The organism is Jejudonia soesokkakensis (assembly GCF_042664795.1).
Lineage (GTDB): Bacteria > Bacteroidota > Bacteroidia > Flavobacteriales > Flavobacteriaceae > Jejudonia > Jejudonia soesokkakensis.
The window spans coordinates 102710-122666 of the sequence record NZ_JBHTBN010000002.1 but is presented as its reverse complement, the minus strand read 5'-3'; the positions used below and the strand labels follow the sequence as shown (position 1 = coordinate 122666).

At 34.5% G+C, this 19957-nt stretch carries 25 protein-coding genes and 1 tRNA gene; 20 read left to right on the top strand and 6 right to left on the bottom strand.

The window, feature by feature from the left end; genetic code table 11:
• Positions 1-231 precede the first annotated feature (231 nt).
• From ACFQO1_RS05180 to ACFQO1_RS05150, 7 genes are all read left to right on the top strand, one after another.
• Positions 232-681 carry a hypothetical protein gene (locus tag ACFQO1_RS05180; protein WP_380216919.1) on the top strand — a complete coding sequence of 150 codons (450 nt, stop codon included), beginning with the start codon at positions 232-234 and terminating at the stop codon, positions 679-681.
• Between the two features lie 565 nt (positions 682-1246).
• Positions 1247-1489, top strand: a complete 243-nt coding sequence (locus tag ACFQO1_RS05175; RefSeq protein WP_380216918.1) for a type II toxin-antitoxin system ParD family antitoxin — start codon at positions 1247-1249, stop codon at positions 1487-1489.
• The gene (locus tag ACFQO1_RS05170; protein WP_380216917.1) at positions 1486-1788 is read left to right on the top strand and encodes a type II toxin-antitoxin system RelE/ParE family toxin; all 303 of its coding nucleotides are present in this window, start codon (positions 1486-1488) and stop codon (positions 1786-1788) included. The genes ACFQO1_RS05175 and ACFQO1_RS05170 overlap by 4 nt, the downstream gene beginning before the upstream one ends.
• Before the next feature lie 338 nt (positions 1789-2126).
• Positions 2127-2894: a DUF6090 family protein gene (locus ACFQO1_RS05165; RefSeq protein ID WP_380216916.1), complete on the top strand. Its 768-nt coding sequence runs from the start codon at positions 2127-2129 to the stop codon at positions 2892-2894.
• Positions 2895-2990: 96 nt separating this feature from the next.
• Positions 2991-3503, top strand: coding sequence for a DUF6090 family protein (locus ACFQO1_RS05160; RefSeq protein ID WP_380216915.1), 513 nt, complete (start codon positions 2991-2993; stop codon positions 3501-3503).
• Positions 3504-3903: 400 nt separating this feature from the next.
• Entirely contained in the window at positions 3904-4707 is an 804-nt protein-coding gene (locus tag ACFQO1_RS05155) for a helix-turn-helix domain-containing protein (protein WP_380216914.1), read from the top strand.
• An 89-nt stretch (positions 4708-4796) separates the two neighbouring features.
• Positions 4797-5345 (top strand): cupin domain-containing protein, encoded by a 549-nt coding sequence (locus ACFQO1_RS05150; RefSeq protein ID WP_380216913.1) that lies wholly within the window; start codon positions 4797-4799, stop codon positions 5343-5345.
• 80 nt (positions 5346-5425) lie between these two features.
• Here the strand turns inward: ACFQO1_RS05150 and ACFQO1_RS05145 are convergent, their stop codons facing one another.
• Positions 5426-6268, bottom strand: a complete 843-nt coding sequence (locus ACFQO1_RS05145) for a DUF2911 domain-containing protein (protein ID WP_380216912.1) — start codon at positions 6266-6268, stop codon at positions 5426-5428.
• A gap of 110 nt (positions 6269-6378) precedes the next feature.
• Here ACFQO1_RS05145 and ACFQO1_RS05140 point away from each other — a divergent pair, with 110 nt between their 5' ends.
• The 6 genes from ACFQO1_RS05140 to ACFQO1_RS05115 all read left to right on the top strand — a co-directional run bounded on the left by ACFQO1_RS05140 (position 6379) and on the right by ACFQO1_RS05115 (position 10724).
• Entirely contained in the window at positions 6379-7044 is a 666-nt protein-coding gene (locus ACFQO1_RS05140) for an MIP/aquaporin family protein (protein WP_380216911.1), read from the top strand.
• Between the two features lie 196 nt (positions 7045-7240).
• Positions 7241-7708 carry an SRPBCC family protein gene (locus ACFQO1_RS05135; protein ID WP_380216910.1) on the top strand — a complete coding sequence of 156 codons (468 nt, stop codon included), beginning with the start codon at positions 7241-7243 and terminating at the stop codon, positions 7706-7708.
• Positions 7705-8400 (top strand): SDR family NAD(P)-dependent oxidoreductase, encoded by a 696-nt coding sequence (locus ACFQO1_RS05130; RefSeq protein ID WP_380216909.1) that lies wholly within the window; start codon positions 7705-7707, stop codon positions 8398-8400. Before ACFQO1_RS05135 ends, ACFQO1_RS05130 begins: the two co-directional genes overlap by 4 nt.
• A 1-nt stretch (position 8401) precedes the next feature.
• Positions 8402-9706 carry a cryptochrome/photolyase family protein gene (locus ACFQO1_RS05125; RefSeq protein ID WP_380216908.1) on the top strand — a complete coding sequence of 435 codons (1305 nt, stop codon included), beginning with the start codon at positions 8402-8404 and terminating at the stop codon, positions 9704-9706.
• Positions 9707-9801: 95 nt separating this feature from the next.
• Positions 9802-10029, top strand: a complete 228-nt coding sequence (locus tag ACFQO1_RS05120; protein WP_380216907.1) for a (4Fe-4S)-binding protein — start codon at positions 9802-9804, stop codon at positions 10027-10029.
• Between the two features lie 104 nt (positions 10030-10133).
• Positions 10134-10724, top strand: coding sequence for a hypothetical protein (locus tag ACFQO1_RS05115; protein WP_380216906.1), 591 nt, complete (start codon positions 10134-10136; stop codon positions 10722-10724).
• Between the two features lie 77 nt (positions 10725-10801).
• Here the strand turns inward: ACFQO1_RS05115 and murA are convergent, their stop codons facing one another.
• The 3 genes from murA to ACFQO1_RS05100 all read right to left on the bottom strand — a co-directional run bounded on the left by murA (position 10802) and on the right by ACFQO1_RS05100 (position 13142).
• Positions 10802-12115 (bottom strand): UDP-N-acetylglucosamine 1-carboxyvinyltransferase, encoded by a 1314-nt coding sequence (murA, locus tag ACFQO1_RS05110; protein WP_380216905.1) that lies wholly within the window; start codon positions 12113-12115, stop codon positions 10802-10804.
• Positions 12116-12133: 18 nt separating this feature from the next.
• A complete protein-coding gene (locus tag ACFQO1_RS05105) occupies positions 12134-12778 on the bottom strand; it encodes a DUF4290 domain-containing protein (protein ID WP_380216904.1) in 645 nt (214 codons plus the stop codon).
• 73 nt (positions 12779-12851) lie between these two features.
• On the bottom strand, positions 12852-13142 hold the full coding sequence (locus ACFQO1_RS05100) for a DUF493 family protein (protein WP_380216903.1): 291 nt from the start codon (positions 13140-13142) through the stop codon (positions 12852-12854).
• A gap of 116 nt (positions 13143-13258) precedes the next feature.
• Between ACFQO1_RS05100 and ACFQO1_RS05095 the strand changes: the two genes are divergently transcribed.
• The 5 genes from ACFQO1_RS05095 (at position 13259) to ACFQO1_RS05075 (ending at position 17777) form a co-directional block, all read left to right on the top strand.
• The gene (locus ACFQO1_RS05095; RefSeq protein ID WP_380216902.1) at positions 13259-13798 is read left to right on the top strand and encodes an AAA family ATPase; all 540 of its coding nucleotides are present in this window, start codon (positions 13259-13261) and stop codon (positions 13796-13798) included.
• Positions 13795-15693 carry a RecQ family ATP-dependent DNA helicase gene (locus ACFQO1_RS05090; RefSeq protein WP_380216901.1) on the top strand — a complete coding sequence of 633 codons (1899 nt, stop codon included), beginning with the start codon at positions 13795-13797 and terminating at the stop codon, positions 15691-15693. Before ACFQO1_RS05095 ends, ACFQO1_RS05090 begins: the two co-directional genes overlap by 4 nt.
• Positions 15690-16640, top strand: coding sequence for a methionyl-tRNA formyltransferase (fmt, locus tag ACFQO1_RS05085; protein WP_380216900.1), 951 nt, complete (start codon positions 15690-15692; stop codon positions 16638-16640). The genes ACFQO1_RS05090 and fmt overlap by 4 nt, the downstream gene beginning before the upstream one ends.
• 179 nt (positions 16641-16819) lie before the next feature.
• The gene (locus ACFQO1_RS05080) at positions 16820-17092 is read left to right on the top strand and encodes an HU family DNA-binding protein (RefSeq protein ID WP_380216899.1); all 273 of its coding nucleotides are present in this window, start codon (positions 16820-16822) and stop codon (positions 17090-17092) included.
• A 124-nt stretch (positions 17093-17216) separates the two neighbouring features.
• Positions 17217-17777, top strand: coding sequence for a YqgE/AlgH family protein (locus ACFQO1_RS05075; RefSeq protein WP_380216898.1), 561 nt, complete (start codon positions 17217-17219; stop codon positions 17775-17777).
• Here ACFQO1_RS05075 and ACFQO1_RS05070 read toward each other — a convergent pair.
• Together ACFQO1_RS05070 and ACFQO1_RS05065 are read right to left on the bottom strand one after the other, a co-directional pair.
• The gene (locus tag ACFQO1_RS05070) at positions 17774-18616 is read right to left on the bottom strand and encodes an aminotransferase class IV (protein ID WP_380216897.1); all 843 of its coding nucleotides are present in this window, start codon (positions 18614-18616) and stop codon (positions 17774-17776) included. The genes ACFQO1_RS05075 and ACFQO1_RS05070 overlap by 4 nt on opposite strands.
• A 56-nt stretch (positions 18617-18672) precedes the next feature.
• Complete coding sequence (locus tag ACFQO1_RS05065; RefSeq protein ID WP_380216896.1) at positions 18673-19059, bottom strand: START-like domain-containing protein; 387 nt, start codon at positions 19057-19059, stop codon at positions 18673-18675.
• Positions 19060-19230: 171 nt separating this feature from the next.
• On the opposite strand from ACFQO1_RS05065, the gene ACFQO1_RS05060 reads away from it, so the two are divergent.
• Together ACFQO1_RS05060 and ACFQO1_RS05055 are read left to right on the top strand one after the other, a co-directional pair.
• Positions 19231-19304: transfer RNA gene (locus ACFQO1_RS05060), tRNA-Met, on the top strand.
• Positions 19305-19423: 119 nt separating this feature from the next.
• Positions 19424-19957: a DUF4199 domain-containing protein gene (locus ACFQO1_RS05055; protein ID WP_380216895.1), complete on the top strand. Its 534-nt coding sequence runs from the start codon at positions 19424-19426 to the stop codon at positions 19955-19957.

Here is a 19957-nt window from a genome sequence, read left to right as displayed (position 1 = left end):
ATTTCGACAAACAGCTTGCCATTGCTCCGAAACGCACGCACAGCCAAAAAACAGGCTGTGCTTCCCCTCGCTAATGCGAGATAATCACGCGCCAACGCAACGCTGCCAATCCCCACCGAAATCATAACCAGAGACGTTGCCACACATTTGAGAAAACCAGCAATCCATATAATAATTCTAACGTTCTTGCTCATTTTGAGTTGTAAGAAAACATCAACACCGAATGAATATTTGAACGAATATGGAATTGAACAATCTGAATATAAAGCGGATAAAAAACAACTCTCGAATCTGACAAAATTAAGACGTGATTCTATTAGACTTTCTTCTGCAACGCCAGAAGGAAAATCTTTAGAAGTTTATATTGACACTATTTTTTACAATTCAGATAATAAAATTGTTTTTCTATCAATTACCAAAAAGGAAAACAAATACGCAATGAATGACGATGGAATTTCGTACTCTGGAGAATGTTACATCGGAATCAAAGAAGCTGAATCTAAAAAAATAAAAATTTACGACCGCCTTAAATACAGTTCGACTTCTGATGAATTGGATGGATTTGACAGAGTCCAAAAATCAATTCGGAAAATTTATCTGACCGAAATGGAATTTATTGATGGTCGATTTAATATAAATGACAACCGATTTTGGACAAGTAAAGTCTGGTCGGAAAAATAAAAAACGTGTGGCAACACCGTGTATAGCTCATTGCGGCTGAATTCCTAATCGGAATTCATTGCAATTTGCTATCTTTCGGTTACGGCGGAAAATCATAGCTGATTTTCCGCAACGAGCCATACACAAAACCGTTATAAAATATTTCATAGGGAGCATTCTTTAGCTACTCCTGAAAAAGTAATCTGATATTCTATGGTAAGCTTCTACTCTACTACTTGCCGAAAGAGATACAATTCTTCGGAACTTTCTTTTTTATTCGGAACTACGCCGAAAAATATGCAAAAAAAGTTCATTTGGAATACAAACATTATATAACAACGGTTCATAATTTATTGGGCTGCACAAAAGCGAGGTTATTTTTTACTACATTTAAACAATTAATTTATCGGAAAGGTTTGAATGCACAGCTTTCTGAGGCACTTCCGAAACACACGCAGCTTCGCTGCTGCCGTTTCGCCCGCCATCGCTACAGCTGTCAGTCCCCAACAAATCATAACCGTAGACGTTATGTGCAATTTGGTCAAGTTACCAAAACTTGGTATATTTGATAAAATTTCAGTATACAATGGGAAAAAACACATCAATATCACTTGGAGATCATTTTGAAGATTTTATAAAAGATGAAGTAAAATCTGGACGATACAGTTCTGTTAGCGAAGTAATTCGTTCAGCATTAAGATTATTAGAAAGAGAAGAAAAAAAAGAAAGAGAATTAATAAAAGCTCTTGAAGTTGGTGAAGAAAGTGGTTTTGTAGAAAACTTCGATCCTAAGAAAAATTTAGAAAAGCTACATCGGCAGTACTTATGAGTAAAGACAATTACCGAATAAGTAAAAAAGCGATTATTGATTTAGATGATATTTGGATATATACTTTTAAAAAATGGTCTAAAGAGCAAGCTGACAGATATTACAATTTAATTATTAATGAAATAGAATTCATTGCAGAAAATTATCTCATTGGTAAATCGGCTGAACAGACTCGAAAGAATTATCGAGTAACTAAAATTAAATCTCATCTTATTTTTTACAGAAAAATTAACAACAACAAAATTGAAATTGTTAGGGTTCTTCATCAAAGAATGGATATTAAGAAACGGTTGAAGTAAAAAACTGCACATAACAATGGTTATAATTCAGCGGGGCTGAAATCATAGCTTGATAATTAATCTTATATTTAAACATTAAAACTAATCTGACTGGATTTCGAACAACAGCTTGCCATTGCGCTTCCGAAACGCACGCACAGCCAAAAAATAGGCTGCGCTTCCCCTCGCCTTGCCTCCTTCGCCGAAGTGGCTCGGCTACGAAGGCCGAATGGCGAGATAATCACGCGCCAGCGTTAAGCTGTCAATCCTCACGAAAATAAATAACTAGAGGCATTTGTTTTCAAAGTCTAAACTCCCTAATTAAATTAAAATTATATCTTTAGAGAAACTAACGGCTTGTGATAAAATTTTTCAGAAAGATTCGACACAAATTGCTCACTGATAACAAAATCAGTAAATATTTTATTTATGCTCTTGGAGAAATTATACTTGTGGTCATCGGGATTTTGATTGCATTACAAATCAATAATTTAAATGAATCCAAAAAAGAACGGAATATAGTAAATGCATCTTTAAATTCTTTAAAATTAAATCTTCATAACGATATAGATGATCTAAATGAACAAATCGAGTATAATAAAACAGTATTAAAAGCTGTAGATTTTACTTTTCAAATTATTTCAATACCAAAATATAAAGACCTTCAATTATCTACTTTTGCTGATAGCATATTTCATATAGCTACGGAAAGAACTTTTTTTCCTACTACTACAACCTTTAATTCAATGGAATCAGGATCTCATTTTCAATGGATTAAAAATCAAGATTTAATACAATCGATTTATAGTTATTATGCTATAGTTGACAAATTATCAAATCTTACAAATGAAAATAATCAATTTGTAAAAAATCATATAGAAGGCTTTACCTATAACAAAATAGAGTTTGGTTCACTTTTACCAAATTCAAATCCTTATTCAAATTCAAAAGAACGAAATCCAACACAAAATAATACTAATATTTTGAGAGAAAGTAGCGTGTTGGAAAATGCCTTAATTGGAAGAAAATTTAGAGCAACAGGAGAAATAGATCTTTCAAAAGATGCAATCTTAAAAGCCAATAAATTAATTACTATAATTAATGAATATATAGAAGTACATAATTGATTTAAAATATATTAAACTATAGGGCAAGTAGTTGCTAAAACTGAATTTGAAACTCCAATAATATAAAAATCATATCTATTAGAAAACCAACCTCTAATGTTAAAATTTTTCAGAAAAATTCGTCAAAGATTACTCACTGAAAATAAGTTCAGCAAATATCTTCTTTATGCAATTGGAGAAATTGTACTTGTAGTAATTGGAATTTTAATAGCTCTTCAAATCAATAATTTAAATCAGAAAGCTCAAGAAAAAGAACAACTTGAAGCATCACTTGAGCTTATGCAGTTAAATTTAAAAGAAGATCTAAGAAAATTAGATAAGCAAATTTTGTATAATAAATCTATTCAAGGACACATAGATATTTTTTTTAAAATTGTTTCAAATCCTGAAGGAACAAAAGATATACCGCTAAATGACATTGGTGATGTTGCTCTTGAAAAATCCTTCTATTCTGTTTCTACTGCCTTAAAAACAATGGAATCTGGAGGTCATTTTAAATGGATAAATGATAACTTTTTAAAGGAATCTATTAATACACCTATTACGAAGATACCGAAAGGTTCTCTAAGCTATTTGAAGGACATAATCAGTTTGCAAGAGATAATGTAGAAGGATTTGTTTACAAAAATTGGGATTTAGCTGATTACATAACAGGAATTAATCCATACTTTAAAAATAGAATCGCAAGAATAAATAATAGAGAAGCCGTTTTAGAGAGTATTGAATTTGAAAGTATTGTAGTGGGCAGATTGCTTAAAACTAGAGCAGAAATAAGCTGGTCGAAAAAAGTCAAAGAAAAAGCTCAAAACTTAATTGAAAATATTGAGAGGTATTTAAATGTGTTAGATAAATAGCAAAAACTGAAAGAAAATTAGTTATAGGGGGAAGCTGGATTGGAACAATGATATTTTTACACAGAAATTAAGTATATTTTAATTAAAAAATTCTTGGTAAACTGTTGTTTTTTACTGAATTAATTATAGCTACAAATGATAGTAATATGGTCAAAATGAATATTGATACTATTAAAATATCGGGTATTTTAAATAAAATTACTTCAAATCAGAATATGATTTCATATGCGGTTTGTTGGATTCAAAATGGAGCAAAAGCAATTGAAATTAATGATACTTTATATAAGAACGTATCTAATTCAATATTTTTTTTAAAACCAAATTGCAATTGGAAAATTATAAAACAAGATTTAACAACTTCATCAGGATATGTGCTATATCTCCCAAAAAGTATATTAAATCATCCTACTTTTAAAAATCTACACATTACTGAAGTTCGTCTCTTAAATAGTGACGAGATTCCTAAAATAAAGCTTTCCCCAGGCATTGAAACACGTGTACAAGCAATTCTTGAAATGTTGGATGAGCTATTGAGTACCCATCTAAAACATCGCGAGGAAGCCATTATTTCGCTACTAAATACCTTTTTTGTCTATTGCGACGGAAAGTGTAATATAAAATCGGTTATTTCAGATTCAAATGCTAAGTCTGCGTTAGTGTATAAATTCAAAAAGAGCATTGATAATAATATAACGCAGTACCACGAAGTGAGGCAATTTGCCAATATACTGAACGTATCCAGAAAATATTTAAATGAAAGCGTCAAGGAAGTTTTAGGTGTAAATGCCAAACATCTTATCATAGAACAACTGGTAATGCGTAGCCGCCATAGCTTAAAATTCACAGACAAGACTATCAAAGAAATAGGGTATGAACTTGGTTTCTCTTCACCCGATTATTTCAGTTATTTTTTAAAAAAACATACAGGAACAACACCTTCTCAAATTCGAAAAAGCTGATTTCCGATATTCAAAGGATTTACCGTAGTAATCTATACTTTATACCCTAGTCAATCATTTATATTTATCTAAGCAATAAATTTAAAGCCATGGATAGAAAAAAATTCATTCAAACCTCTGGATTAGGACTTAGTTTTGCACTTTTTCCTGGGATAGCCAATAGCAAGCAATTTTTTGAAAATACCGAAACAATTAATAATCTCAAACCAAAAATCATAAAAGACAAAGAAGGAGAAGTGTTAAATGTTATTGGAGATATACAAACCCATAAGTTACTGGGGAGTGATACCAACAATCAAATTGTGGAATGGGTAGATAATGTCGACCCAGGAGTAGGTATTCCTCCACATATTCACACTAAAGAAGATGAAATTTTTAGAGTGATTAAGGGCAAAATTGAAATTATGATAGATAATAAAAGTACTATACTGGAGCCTGGTGATACAGCCTTTGCACCAAAAAATGTAGCTCATTCATGGACTGTTGTAGGAACAGAAAAAGCAAAAATGATTACAAGTGCCTTTCCTGCTGGTATTGAACTTATGTTTAGAGAATTGGCCGATCTGCCAGCTGGACCTCCTGACTTTAATAAGGTTGTAAAAATTTGTGAAAACCACGGAATCTCATTTGTAAATTAATAAGATGAAGATCAGTACATTAAAAAAATAAAAGCCTCAAGAAATTGAGGCTTTTATTTTAATTATTAAAAAATGGAGTATTACATTGCACCCCATTCTTTTAAAGATTTTTCATTTAAAGCTACATAATCTGCGTTACCAGCAGCCTTAGCTTGAGCCATCGATTCTTTAGCTGCTTTAATCGCTCCTTTTTTATCACCAGACTTTGCATAGATTAAAGATTGTTGCCTTTTATACCAAAAAGCATCTGCACGCATACTTACTGCTTTGTCAATCCAAGTTTTAGCCTGATTAATATCTTTTCCATTTTCAAGATAGTAAACTGCAGCAGAATAATAATCATTTGCACTTGGACCATTCATAACGCCATTAATGCTAGCAGTTACCATTTCATCTGTATTCACTTTAAAAGGAACAGCTACATAAGTTTTATCCCATAATATACCTATTACAGCTGAGTCGTTTTTTAAGTCGTCAAAACTCATCGTAAAAGTTTCTACTTCCATGGGCATTGGATAGGCATCTGCTTTTACAGTTGCGACCACCTTGCTTTCATCCCATTCTTGAGGATTTCCCCAGTTATTACTATCTGAATAAAAATAGATTTCCCAAGTTGAAGTCATAGGTTTTGTATAGATAGCATAGGTGCCAGCTTTCACTTCACTTCCACCAATCATTACATCATCACTAAATGTAATTTTAGTATTCGCGTTCGCTCCAGTTCTCCAAACTTTATTATAAGGAACTAAATCTCCAAATATTGTTCTTCCCTTCATAGAAGGTCTAGAATATTCTAAAGTAACATCTGTTAATCCAACTTTCTGTTCTATTTTCTGAAAAGGGCTAGGTGCCGGCGTTGTAATTTGAGCCTGTACTTGCGTTGCAAATACTACTCCAAGAAATAATACTAGTAATTTTTTCATGATTTGTATATTGATTTTTAGTGTTTCAGCGAAGGTACAATTCGACCTGTAACTTACTTGTTAACAAAAATATAAAATAGAAACTACTAATAAGTTCCTACTTTTGTAAAATGTTTAAAAAATATCTATCAGAAGCTATTGGCACTTTTGCACTTGTATTTTGTGGTACAGGGGCCATCGTTATTAATGAAGTTACCAAAGGTGTAGTAACACATCCTGGTGTTGCAATAACTTTTGGGCTTATTGTAATGGGCATGATCTATGCTTTTGGTGACATAAGTGGCGCCCATATTAACCCGGCTGTGACCATTGCCTTTGCAGTTGCAAAACGATTCTCTTGGAAACATGTGCCTGGCTATGTTGTATCACAACTTATCGGTGCATGTATTGCTAGTGCTTTAATATTATTTCTATTTCCTGAAAATGAACTTCTAGGAGCTACCCTGCCCCAGATTGAACCATTTAAAGTATTTATCTTAGAAATTATACTTTCTTTTTTTTTAATGGTAGTCATTATTAATGTTTCTACTGGAGCAAAAGAAATTGGAGTCGTTGCAGGAATAGCTATAGGTGGGGTTGTCCTTTTAGAAGCAATGTTTGCTGGACCTATTACTGGTGCTTCCATGAACCCTGCTCGATCTATAGCTCCCGCACTCCTTTCAGGGCATCTAGAACATTTATGGATTTACATTCTGGGTCCTTTATTAGGATGTGCTTTAGCTGTTTTGAGTTGTAAATTAGTAAAAGATGATTCATGTTGTGACGATAACTGTTAATGTTTTGTTTAAGTGTTTCAGAATATCATGAAACAACTCTAACTTAGCAAAAAAAAGTATCATTATGTCAAGTTTCCTAAAAAATTTCATCGCTTTTATTTCTTTCAGAAGGCAAAGAAATACAGCTCAAAATGAGCTGTACAGATTGTTACGCATGAATAGAAAAATTCAGTTTTAAGACTGTAGAAAAGCATTTATGAAAATATACACGCTTCATGCGAAACAAAATCTTCCTATTTCTAAAAAGGAAGCATGGGAATTTTTGTCTAATCCTAAAAATTTAAAAACCATCACACCAGATTACATGGGCTTTAATATTCTTTCGGGAGCAGACAGACCAATGTTCGCTGGACAAATTATACAATATATTGTGACACCTGTATTAGGAATTAAAACTAAATGGGTCACTGAAATTACACACAGTAAAAATGAAGCTTATTTTGTGGACGAACAACGCTTTGGCCCCTACTCGCTTTGGCATCACAAACACTTTATTAAAGAAATAGAAGGCGGTGTGGAAATGGAGGACATTATTGATTACAAACTACCTTTCGGGTTCTTAGGCCGTTTGTTACATCCTATCTTGGTACAACCTAAGTTAAAAGAAATTTTTGACTATAGGAAAGAAAAATTAGAAGAGCTCTTCGGAACCTATACAATATGAAAAAAAACATACTTTTAATTGGCGGATCTTACGGTATTGGCTTTGAAATTGCAAATCAGCTTAAAGAATCACACTCTGTTCACGTAGCCTCGAGAAGCAATGAGAACGTATCGGAAGGGATTACACACCATAAATTTGATGTACTTAAAGATGACATCGCAAATTTAGACCTGCCAGATACTTTACATGGATTGGTGTATTGCCCAGGCAGCATCAATTTAAAACCTTTTAAAATGCTCTCTCCTGAAGCTTTTTCAAAAGATATGGAACTAAATTTCTTATCTTTAGTAAAAGTAGTGCATGCATTACTGCCAAATTTAAAAAATGCAGAACAAGCAAGTTTGGTCTTTTTTAGCACCGTAGCTGTAAAAGTAGGGATGCCATTTCACACAAGTGTTGCTGCCGCAAAAGGAGCCATAGAAGGGTTTGCAAAAGCGATGGCAGCAGAATATGCGCCAAGCTTTAGAGTTAATGTAATTGCGCCTTCCTTAACAAATACACCGCTTGCAAAAAAGTTATTATCGAGTGATGATAAAAAAGAAAAAATGGGAGATCGTCACCCGCTAAAAAGAGTGGGTACGACAAAAGATATCGCTGCAACTGCAACATTCTTATTAGAAGATTCATCTTCTTGGGTAACTGGCCAAATACTGGGTGTTGATGGCGGACTTTCAACTTTAAACATCCAATAGTTTGGCAGATAAAGTAAATGTTTTTTGGTTTCGCAGAGATCTTAGATTAGATGACAATGTTGGCTTTTATAAAGCGCTCCACGGAAAGTTTCCTGTCTTACCCATTTTTATTTTTGATTCTGAAATTTTGGAGGATCTTCCTAAAGATGATGCACGTGTAACATTTATTTTTGAGACGCTTCAGAGTATGAGAAATGAGCTTCAAGAATACGGAAGTAGTATTGCTATCTACCACGGAAAACCCTTAGAAGTCTATAAAAAGTTATTAAAAGAGTTTGACATTCAGAATGTTATAACAAATCGGGATTACGAGACCTACGCTCAAAATAGAGACGAAGAAATCGCAAACTACCTTTCAGATAAAGAGATTGGCTTTTACACCTACAAAGACCAAGTGATTTTTGAGAAAGATGAAATTGTTAAAAGCGACGGTGATCCCTATGTTGTGTACACACCTTATATGAAGTTATGGAAAGAGACTTTCGATAGCGATAAACACCTTACAATACACTATACGTCTCAACACCTTGAGAATTTAATTCAGCATTCAAGACTCCCAAACCTTTCATTATCTGATATCGGATTTAAAAAATCTTCTATAGAAATTCCCGAATATGACGTAACTCCCACTACGATTCAGGAATATGAAAAAACTAGAAACTTTCCTGCAAAAAAAGGTACTTCTCGTTTAGGTCCGCATTTACGTTTTGGAACAGTCAGTATTCGAAAAATTATAAAAAAAGCGATTGCTGAAAAAAACGAAGTATTCTGGCAGGAGTTAATTTGGAGAGAATTTTTTATGCAAATCTTATGGCATTTTCCAAAAACAGTAGATAATGCTTTCCGAAGCAAATACGATCGTATCAACTGGCGAAATAATGAAGAAGAATTTGAACTCTGGAAAAAAGGACAGACTGGATATCCCTTGGTAGATGCAGGTATGTGTCAACTTAATGAAACTGGATACATGCATAATAGAGTGCGTATGGTAGTAGCTAGTTTTCTGTGCAAACATTTACTTATCGATTGGCGCTGGGGTGAGGCGTATTTTGCAGAAAAGCTCTTAGATTATGAACAATCTAGTAATGTAGGAAATTGGCAATGGGCGGCCGGTAGCGGTGTGGATGCAGCTCCCTACTTCCGGATTTTTAATCCTACAACACAAATTGAAAAATATGATAAAGACCACACCTATATAAAAGAATGGGTTCCAGAATTTGGTTCAGAATCGTATCCCGAAAAAATGGTGGACCATAAAGAAGCAAGAGAACGTTGCTTAAAAGTTTATAAAGAAGCTGTTAGTTAAATTGTAAGTTTTTTCTTCAAAATTGTTTTTTGTCGTATTTTTTTGTATGTTTATCGAAGTTTTTGTGTTAAAATGTATTCATAACCCCCAAATTTATGCTTATGAGAACGTATACGAACGAATTTTCGAATGGTGAAATCACAGTAACTTTTACCCCAAAGAAATGTATTCATGCTGAAAAATGTGCAAAAGAACTATCCAGTGTTTTTAGAACTACTGTAATACCTTGGATTAATCTAGATGCAGCAAAAACAAAACACATTGTGAGACAGATAAAAAGATGTCCATCTGGAGCACTAAATTTCTGCTACGATAAAAATTAGACCCTGTTAAAGATTTTGTAAAAACCTGCTTATTTTGGGCGTTTTTGTACAATTTTTATACTCTTGTAGAGTTAAAAAGACTAACAAAACCTAACATCGCTATTATGACAAAAAAATTAGCAGCTTTTCTACCGCTATTCGTACTAACAGTTTCGATTTATGCCCAAGATTCTATCCCTAGCTCTTCTATAAATACCCTAGAAAAGCAATTTAATGAGGTGGTTGATGGTTCAAACAATTATCAGGATTATAAAGTAATCAAGAAGTTTCAGATCAATAAACTACGGGAAAACATCATGGATAGTGTCTCTTCACTCGAAGCGAGAGTAGATTCTGCTCAAATTAAAATTGACACACAGCAAGCTACGATTTCTTCTTTAGAGAATAATTTAGCGAAAGTCAACGAAGATCTAGCACTATCTCAAAAAAAGGAAAATGGGATAGAAATTTTTGGGATTATTACTGAAAAATCCACCTACAATACCATTATGTGGTCAATTATTGGTATCCTTCTCATAGGACTCGGATTCTTTATCTATAAGTTTAAAAATAGTCATGCTGTTACTAAAAATGCCGAATTGAAATTGGCAGAAACAGAAATTGAATTTGAAGCACACCGACAGAAAAAACTGGAAGAACAACAACAACTTCGAAGAAAATTACAAGACGAAATTAATAAAAACAGAAAAGGATAATATTTCCCACCTTTTTATTTGAAACAAAAAAGCCTTTAGTTCTCTAAAGGCTTTTATATTATTATTAAGTTCTAAGACTATGCTTCTAATCTGGTAATTTTAGCACCTATCGCTCGAAGACGTTCGTCAATATTTTCATAGCCTCTGTCTATCTGCTCAATGTTGTGAATCACACTGGTTCCTTTGGCAGATAAAGCCGCAATTAATAATGAGATTCCAGCTCTAATATCAGGAGAAACCATTGTTGTTGCTTTTAGCTGTGATTCAAAATTATGTCCAATAACGGTAGCCCTGTGTGGGTCACATAAGATAATACGAGCTCCCATATCAATTAGCTTATCTACAAAAAATAATCGGCTCTCAAACATTTTTTGATGTATCAACACACTTCCTTTCGCTTGGGTACAAACGACCAATACAATACTAAGCAAGTCTGGGGTAAATCCAGGCCAAGGGGCATCGGCAACGGTTAGTGTAGATCCGTCAATGTAACCTTGAATTTCGTAACTTTCTTGAGTAGGGATATATATATCGTCTCCTCTTCGTTCTAATTCTATTCCAAGTTTTCTGAAAGTATTCGGAATTAACCCTAAATCATCCCAGCTTACATCTTTTATGGTAATTTCACTACGAGTCATAGCCGCAAGACCAATCCAGCTCCCTATTTCGATCATGTCCGGCAATACTCGATGAGTACAACCCCCAAGTTTTTCAACGCCTTCTATTTCTAAAAGATTAGAGCCAACTCCTTTGATCTTAGCTCCCATGCTGTTGAGCATTTTACACAATTGCTGCAAATAAGGTTCGCAAGCAGCATTGTATATGGTCGTGGTACCTTTTGCTAAGACTGCAGCCATCACAATATTTGCAGTTCCGGTAACCGAAGCTTGATCTAATAACATATACGTACCCGTAAGTCCGTTTGGTGCATCTACACCATAAAATCGCTCTTCTTTATTATATCTAAAATCAGCCCCAAGTTTTATAAACCCTTCAAAATGTGTATCCAATCGTCTTCGACCAATTTTATCGCCTCCTGGACGTGGAATGTATCCTTTGCCAAAACGAGCCAACATAGGCCCTACAATCATAATAGAACCACGTAAAGAGCTTCCCTCCTCTTTAAAAAGTTGGGATTCTAAATAGCTAAGATCAATTTCATTAGATATAAAAGAATAAGTTCCTTTTGAAAGCTTTTTAATTTTAACCCCCAAGTTTTTAAGGATTCCTATAAGTTTATTGACATCCCTAATATCTGGAATGTTCTCAATAATGACTTCTTCTGAAGTTAATAATACGGCACACAAAATTTGCAGCGCTTCATTTTTAGCACCCTGCGGACGGATTTCACCTTGTAATCTGTGACCGCCTTCAATTTGAAAAGTTCCCATAAAGTATGAGTGAAAAATTTAGTAGCGCTTACGCCCTCTATTGTTAGACTTGTAGTTCTTTTTACCGCTGTTACTGCTATTGTAACGCTTTTTGTTCTTTAGAAGCTTTTGAGCGTCGCGAAGGTCTTCATCACTGTTCTTTAGATTGATTTTTCCTTCTGAAAGTTCAAAAAGGTGATTAAAAATCACATCGTCCTCAACCGTGTCTTTATTCCAGTTAAGAAAACATTTTTTCATATGATTCGCAATCGTCAAAATAAGTCCGTCCTTTTTATCTCCGTCTTCCCAACGGATTGCAACATCGATCATTCGTTTGATGTTGTTTCCGTAGAAACGATATTTAGGAAAATTTTGTGGATATTCTAATGTTTCTGGGCGTTCTGTTAATTCCTCTTTCGAAGGTTTATCGAATGGTGAGTCAACATCAAGGTTAAAATCAGACATGATAAAAAGTTGATCCCATAGCTTATGCTGAAAGTCTGAAACATCTCTCAAATGCGGATTTAAATTTCCCATCACAGCAATAATGCTTTTAGCTTGTTTGTTGCGCTCATCGCGGTCTTCGGTAGCCATTGCTTGTTCTACCATTTTCTGAAGATGACGTCCATACTCAGGTATGATCAAATGCGGACGTTCGGTATTGTATTCTAAATTGTCAATCAAAATAATTTGTATTTATAATAAGGAAAGTAATATGCTTGTACTCTGGAAGTATATTGGTTGCAAAATACTAAAATTATAGGGAAATTACGCCTTCTACTTCAGAAACTTCAAGATATTTTTTTATCACCGCGTCGGGCGAATCCATAGTGACTTTAATTGAAACACTGGTGTAGGAGCCTTTCGATGAATCTCTTCTTTGTATCAAGGCTCCTGTACCATCAAAAATTGCTTCAATCTCTGCTATCTTCTCGTTGCTGGCAGGAACAATAAATTTATACAGATATTCCGAAGGCCATTGGGTATCCCCTTGCAGCTGTTCTCGTAATCGGTTATAAAAATCTTCCCTTTTTTTTGCTTCATTCATAGCGCTAGTGCTTTTGTTTACAAAGATACATTTTCAGTCTCAATAAATAGTTACGATATTTGTGAGTTAGAATTCGTAGTTTTTACTTCGGAAAAATTTTCAGAATAAAGAAACCTATGCCGCAACGAATCGCGATTATTGGAGGACCAGGCTCTGGAAAAACAACTTTAATCAATCACCTTGAAGAGCTTGGACATGCTGTAATGCATGAAATTTCAAGAGATGTTACTAAAAAAGCTCAGGAAGAAGGTATCGATCAGTTGTTTTTAGAAGATCCTATCCTATTCAGTAAACTCTTACTAGAAGGAAGATTAGAACAATTTAACGCAGTTTCAGATTGGGAAACAGATATTGTTTTTTTTGATCGAGGCCTTCCAGATGTTCCTATTTATATGGATTTTATAAAGGTTAGTTATCCCGAATATTTTCGGGAAACGTGCAGCAATAACACATACGACGCTGTATTTATGCTCCCGCCATGGAAGGCAATATACCAACAGGACAATGAACGCTATGAGTCTTTTGAACAGGCTAAAACAATCTATCAGTTTTTAAAAAAAGGGTATGCTTCGTACGGCTATGACATTATAGAAATTCCCACTGGAACGGTAGAAGAACGCATTACCTTTTTACAAACTAAACTCCAAAATAATTGAAAACACCCCTCCAGATCTTAGAAGAATTTTGGAGATACTCGGCATTTAAACCGAGACAGGAAGAAATTATTGAAGCGGTGCTCGACGGACGAGATACCGTAGCTTTATTACCTACAGGTGGTGGAAAATCTATCTGTTTTCAAGTTCCAGCAGTATTACAACCTGGAATATGTATTGTAATTTCTCCCTTAGTTGCCCTAATGACAGATCAAGTAGGTGTTTTGAAAGAAAAAGGAATCAAAGCCTTAGCAATAACTGGTGGCATCTCTTTTGAAGAACTGCGTACACTATTAGACAATGCTATTCATGGCAATTATAAATTTTTATACCTTTCCCCAGAACGGTTACAACAGGAAGTTGTTCAAAATGCCATACGGCAAATGCCTGTAAATCTTATTGCAGTAGATGAAGCACATTGTATTTCGCAATGGGGAAATGATTTTCGACCCGCGTATAAAAACATTGTGTTAGTACGCCAACTTCATCCATTGGTTCCAATCATAGCGCTTACTGCCACAGCTACTCCAGAAGTACTTGAGGACACCATCAATGAACTCAACCTTGAAGTCCCTGCTATTTTTAAGAATAGTTTTACCAGAGAAAATCTAGCGTATAAAGTATATCAGGCAGATGACAAACTATATTATGTAGAACAGTTTTTAAAAAATAACGCAGGAAGTGCCATAGTATATGTTCGCAACCGAAAAGCAACCATTGAATACAGCGACCAACTTAATGCTATTGGAATAAGTAGCACTTTTTATCATGGTGGCATATCAAAAAAAGACAAAGACAGCCAATTAGAACAATGGAAAAACGGAACTATATCAACAATAGTTGCAACCAATGCCTTTGGAATGGGCATAGACAACCCTAATGTTCGTTTTGTAATTCATATTCAACTCCCAGAGAGTCTGGAGAGTTACTTCCAGGAAGCTGGTCGGGCAGGTCGTGATGGAAATTACGCCCAAGCGATTGTACTTTACAACGAATATGATAAAGTTTTAGCACATAAGCAATTTGTAAAATCGCTAGCTTCCGTAGAGGATTTGAAACACATCTATAGAAAATTAAACAATTATTTTCAAATATCGTATGGAGAAGGAGTTTTTACAGAGCATAGTTTTGGTTTTTCAGAATTTTGTGAACAATACCAATTAAACACCCTTATTACATTTAATGGATTAACAACATTAGATAGGTTGGGTGTACTACAACTATCCAAACAATTTGGAAGAAAGTCTCAGGTGCAGTTTTTAATACCTTCAGAAAAATTACTTACCTATTTTGAAAAAGACCCCACAGCATCTGTCATTGGGAAGTCTTTATTACGAATCTATGGTGGTATTTTTGAAATCAGTACAGCTGTTAATCTTGACTATTTGGCAAAAAAAACCGGACAGTCTTTGCATACCATTATTGAAGTGCTCCGTAAAATGGAACGTGATGAGATCATTGAATTAAGCCTTCGTATTACCGATGCTACCATAACTTTTTTAGTGCCACGCGAAGATGATAAAACAATTCATGTGATTGCAAAGGACGTTAACGAACTCAATGCAAAAAAAGAAGCACAATTAGATTCGGTGCTAACGTATATCACAAATGAGAAAAAGTGTAGAAGTCTTCAGCTAGTTTCCTATTTTGGGGAAGAAAATGAAGTTGCCTGCGGAATTTGCTCTGTGTGCGCATCGCAAAATACTTCAGTAAGCAAAAAAGAATTACAACTCATTTCTGAAAAAATTAAAATTCTATTAGAAGAAGCTCCACTCACCTCACGAGAATTAGTTGAAAAGGGTACCTTTACCGAAGCAAAAATCCTGAAAGTTTTACAGTTGCTTTTGGATGCCGATCAAATTGGAATTAACACAAAAAATCAATATTACTTAGTATGAAAAAAAACTTGCGTATCGTCTTTATGGGAACCCCCGATTTTGCGGTAGGTGTATTAAAAAAACTTGTTGAAGGAAAAAAAAACATTGTAGGCGTCATTACTGCCCCAGACAAACCAGCTGGTCGTGGTAGAAAACTTCATGCTTCTGCTGTAAAAAAGTTTGCTGCTGAAAAAAATCTCCCCGTGTTACAGCCTACTAATCTTAAAAGCGAAGCATTTCTCGAAGAGTTGAAAGCATTACAAGCCAATTTACAAATCGTAGTGGCCTTTAGAATGTTACCCAAAGCTGTATGGCAAATGCCTGCATACGGAACTTTTAATTTACACGCCTCTCTCCTACCACAGTATCGTGGTGCAGCACCCATTAACTGGGCTGTGATGAATAGAGAAAAGAAAACGGGAGTGACAACTTTTTTTATTGATGAAAAAATCGATACTGGTGAGATTATTTTAGCTTCAGAAATTGCTATTGAAGAAAGGGAAACTGCAGGTTCATTGCACGATAAACTTATGGTGTTGGGTAGCAAGCTCGTACTAGAGACTGTGAATCGTATAGAAACTTCAGAAGTTAAAACCCTTCCGCAGCCTAAAACCGAAACATTTAAAGAGGCTCCAAAATTAACTTCAGAAAATACTAGAATCGATTGGAACAGATCTGTTTCAGATATTGATGCCTTTATACGAGGGCTTTCTCCCTATCCGGTGGCCTGGACAGAAGTACATATGAATGGAGAAACGCTAATGATGAAAATTTATGAGGCTGAAAGTTTAGAAGAAAAACATTCTGAAGTACCTGGGAGTATTAGTACGACCAAAAAAGAGTTAAAAATTGCTGCAAAAAACGGCTTCCTATTTATAAAGGAGTTGCAGCTTCCCGGAAAGCGAAAAATGGCTACCCTTTCTTTATTAAATGGTTTTACTTTTACAAAAGATGCGAAAGTTATGTAAACCCTTATCATTACTGATTTCTTTAAAAACATCAAAAAAGAGGGCATCTTTATTAACAAACCTGTGAAGTTATTAACAAAAACGCGGATTTACCGCGTCATTCCTTGTGTGAACCGATAATCCTTTTACATTTGTAGAGCAATAAAATTGAAGTTTAACTATAATCATTAAAACAAACTATGAACAAATCAGATTTAATCGATGCAATGGCAGAAGATGCCGGTGTAACAAAAGCAGCAGCAAAAAAAGCATTAGAGTCTTTCTTAGGAAACGTACAGAAATCTCTTAAAAAAGGAAACAGAGTCTCTTTAGTAGGTTTTGGATCTTGGTCAGTTACTAGAAGAGCTGCAAGAGAAGGAAGAAACCCACAGACTGGAAAAACTATTAAAATTGCTGCAAAAAATGTAGTGAAGTTTAAAGCTGGTTCAGATTTACAGAGTAGTGTAAACTAATCTAATCGACCTAAAGTTTTTAAGAATCCCACCTTTGGTGGGATTTTTTATTTTACATATTTTGAAGTTTAAGTTGGTAGTGTAATTATAAATAGTTAAGTTTATTTGACTAATCAAATAACTTATGACCACTCTAAAACCCGAAAAAGGCGTCTTACTCGTCGCAGAGCCTTCGATTATAGGAGATGTTTCGTTCAATCGGTCCATCGTATTACTGGCTGAATATAACGAAGATGGTTCGGTAGGCTTTATTCTTAATAAGCCCTTAGAATATACACTTAAGGACTTTATTCCCGAAATCGATAATGAGATTCCCGTGTATAATGGAGGTCCTGTGGAGCAGGACAATCTATACTTTATTCACAGAGTCCCAGATATCATTCCTAATAGTATCGAAATTTCAAACGGTATCTATTGGGGAGGTGATTTTACTGCAATTCTTGATCTATTGAAAGAAAATAAAATTACCGAAGATGAAATTAGATTTTTCTTAGGATATTCTGGCTGGGATAGCGAACAACTGGAACAGGAATTAGAAGTGAATAGTTGGGTAGTAACTCCCAATACCTACAAGAATAATATTATTGGAAAGCAAATTGAAAATTTCTGGAAAGAAAAAATGTTAGAATTTGGAGGTGATTATGTCTTATGGTCAAACGCTCCCGAAAATCCAAGTTTTAATTAACCCAAACGAGCTGCAGCATTTAATTTTCCTATAAGTTCTTTACCCACTGCTGAAGCATACTCTTTCTTACGATATTTTGAAACTGGTTGAATGCCAGTAATTACATTAGTAATAAATATTTCGTCTGCTTTCTGAAGCTCAAAAGGGGAAACTGAAGATTCTTCTAAAATATAATCTGGCATGGTACCCACTATTTTAATAATCTGTTTTCTCAAAATTCCGTTTAGACAACCATCTGAAATGGGTGGTGTTTTAATTTTATACCCATTTACAAGAAATAAATTACCGTTTAATGCTTCAACCACTTGCTTCTTTTCATTGAGCAACAAACAATTCGCAAAATCATTCTCTTTTGCATAGATACTACCTAAGACATTAATTACTTTATTATTGGTCTTTAGTGTAGAAAGCAATCCTGAGGTAACATAATGGTCTTTAAACAATTCTATTTCGTAGGAACTGTCCTGTATGGTATAAAACGACTCTTCCAGTTTTACCGAAGAAATTACAAATCCTATATCGTTAGAGTTTGGAGTATACTTTCCAGTTGCCTCTCTCCAAACCAACATTTTGACTCTATGCGTTTTACTTTTTTCTGAAGTATCTATCACACTAAATATTTGTTCCGAAAGGTATTCCATAGTAAAGTTCATGGGAATTTCCATTCGAAGGATACGCATAGAGGCCATCAATCTAAAATAGTGATCTTCCCAAAAGAAAATTTTGCCACCAGATACTCGTATGGTTTCAAAAAGAGCATCCCCAAAGGCAAGACCTCTGTTGGCATAAGATATATTTGAATTGGTTGCATCGAGCAATTTTCCGTTGAAATTTATCATAAAAAAACCGTCTTGTTTTAGAAAGACGGTGCAAAGGTAAATATTTTAAAAGGTCTTTATTTAGATCCTAATATTTGTTTTAGTTCAGAGATCATATTTTCCCACAGCATTTTTCCTTCTTCTATTTCGTCTTCTTCGGCAAAGTCTGTAATCATTAAGGAAACATCTTTAGTAATTTCATCTACCTGTATACGTAGCTCAAAAAAATAGTCGGTATGTTCATCATCGATCCAACGAAATTTGATGCGTTCTGGGCTTTTCTTACTCAATAATTTCGCTTTTTCTTCGCTTCCTTCCCAAATAAATGTGAAATATTCACCACGCGAGTTTACGTTATCTGCGTACCATTCGCTCAAGCCTGAAGGCGTAGAGATATAAGTGTACAACAAAGACGGCGACACCTGGATAGGGAATTCCATCTCATATTTAATTTTATCGTCCATAATTATTTGTTAGTTGTCGCCAATATAGATATTAAAAACAAAAGGAAAAAGAAAGTTAGTTTTTTTTAGATATAAATTTTAAACTATAAAAAACAAAATATATACTTGCGTCAGATTAAATTGTTATTATCTTTGCAGCCGCTTACATGACATGTAAGCTTTACTTATGATGGCGAGGTAGCTCAGGTGGTTAGAGCGTCGGATTCATAACCCGGAGGTCACGAGTTCAAGTCTCGTTCTCGCTACAAAAAAATCCTTTCATTTCTGGAAGGATTTTTTATTTCTAAAAAAGTATTAGAAACCTATCCGTAACGTTTTGCTATATTTGTCTACTAATCTGCCAAACCAAAAAACAATCAACAACATGGAAACTCAAAAAGCTTCAGTAAAAAAAATCGCATTGTCCTACGGACTTATTTTAGCACTCCTAACCATTGGACTCTCAGTAATCGTTTATGTAATGGGAATGCACACACAACAACCCTGGTGGCAATCTCTAACTGGTTTTTTAATCTCGATAGGATGTATCGTATACGGTATTAAGGCTTTTAAAGCAGACAACGGTGGCTTCCTTTCTCTTGGTGAAGCGCTAAAAACAGGACTTGGTATTGCTCTTGTTGCTGGTCTTCTTGGCGGTCTCTTTACACTTTTATTTGTAACCGTAATAGAACCAGATTTTGCTATTCAGATGATGGAAACGTCTAGAGATAAAATGATCGAATCCAACCCAAATATGACAGATGAACAAATGGACATGGCACTTAGTATTCAGGAAAAAATGATGAGTCCAGGAATTTTATTTGCAATTAGTATTATATCAACATTATTTATCGGATTTATCATATCATTAATTGCTGGTTTAATCATGAAGGTTAATAAACCCGAATATTTACAGTAA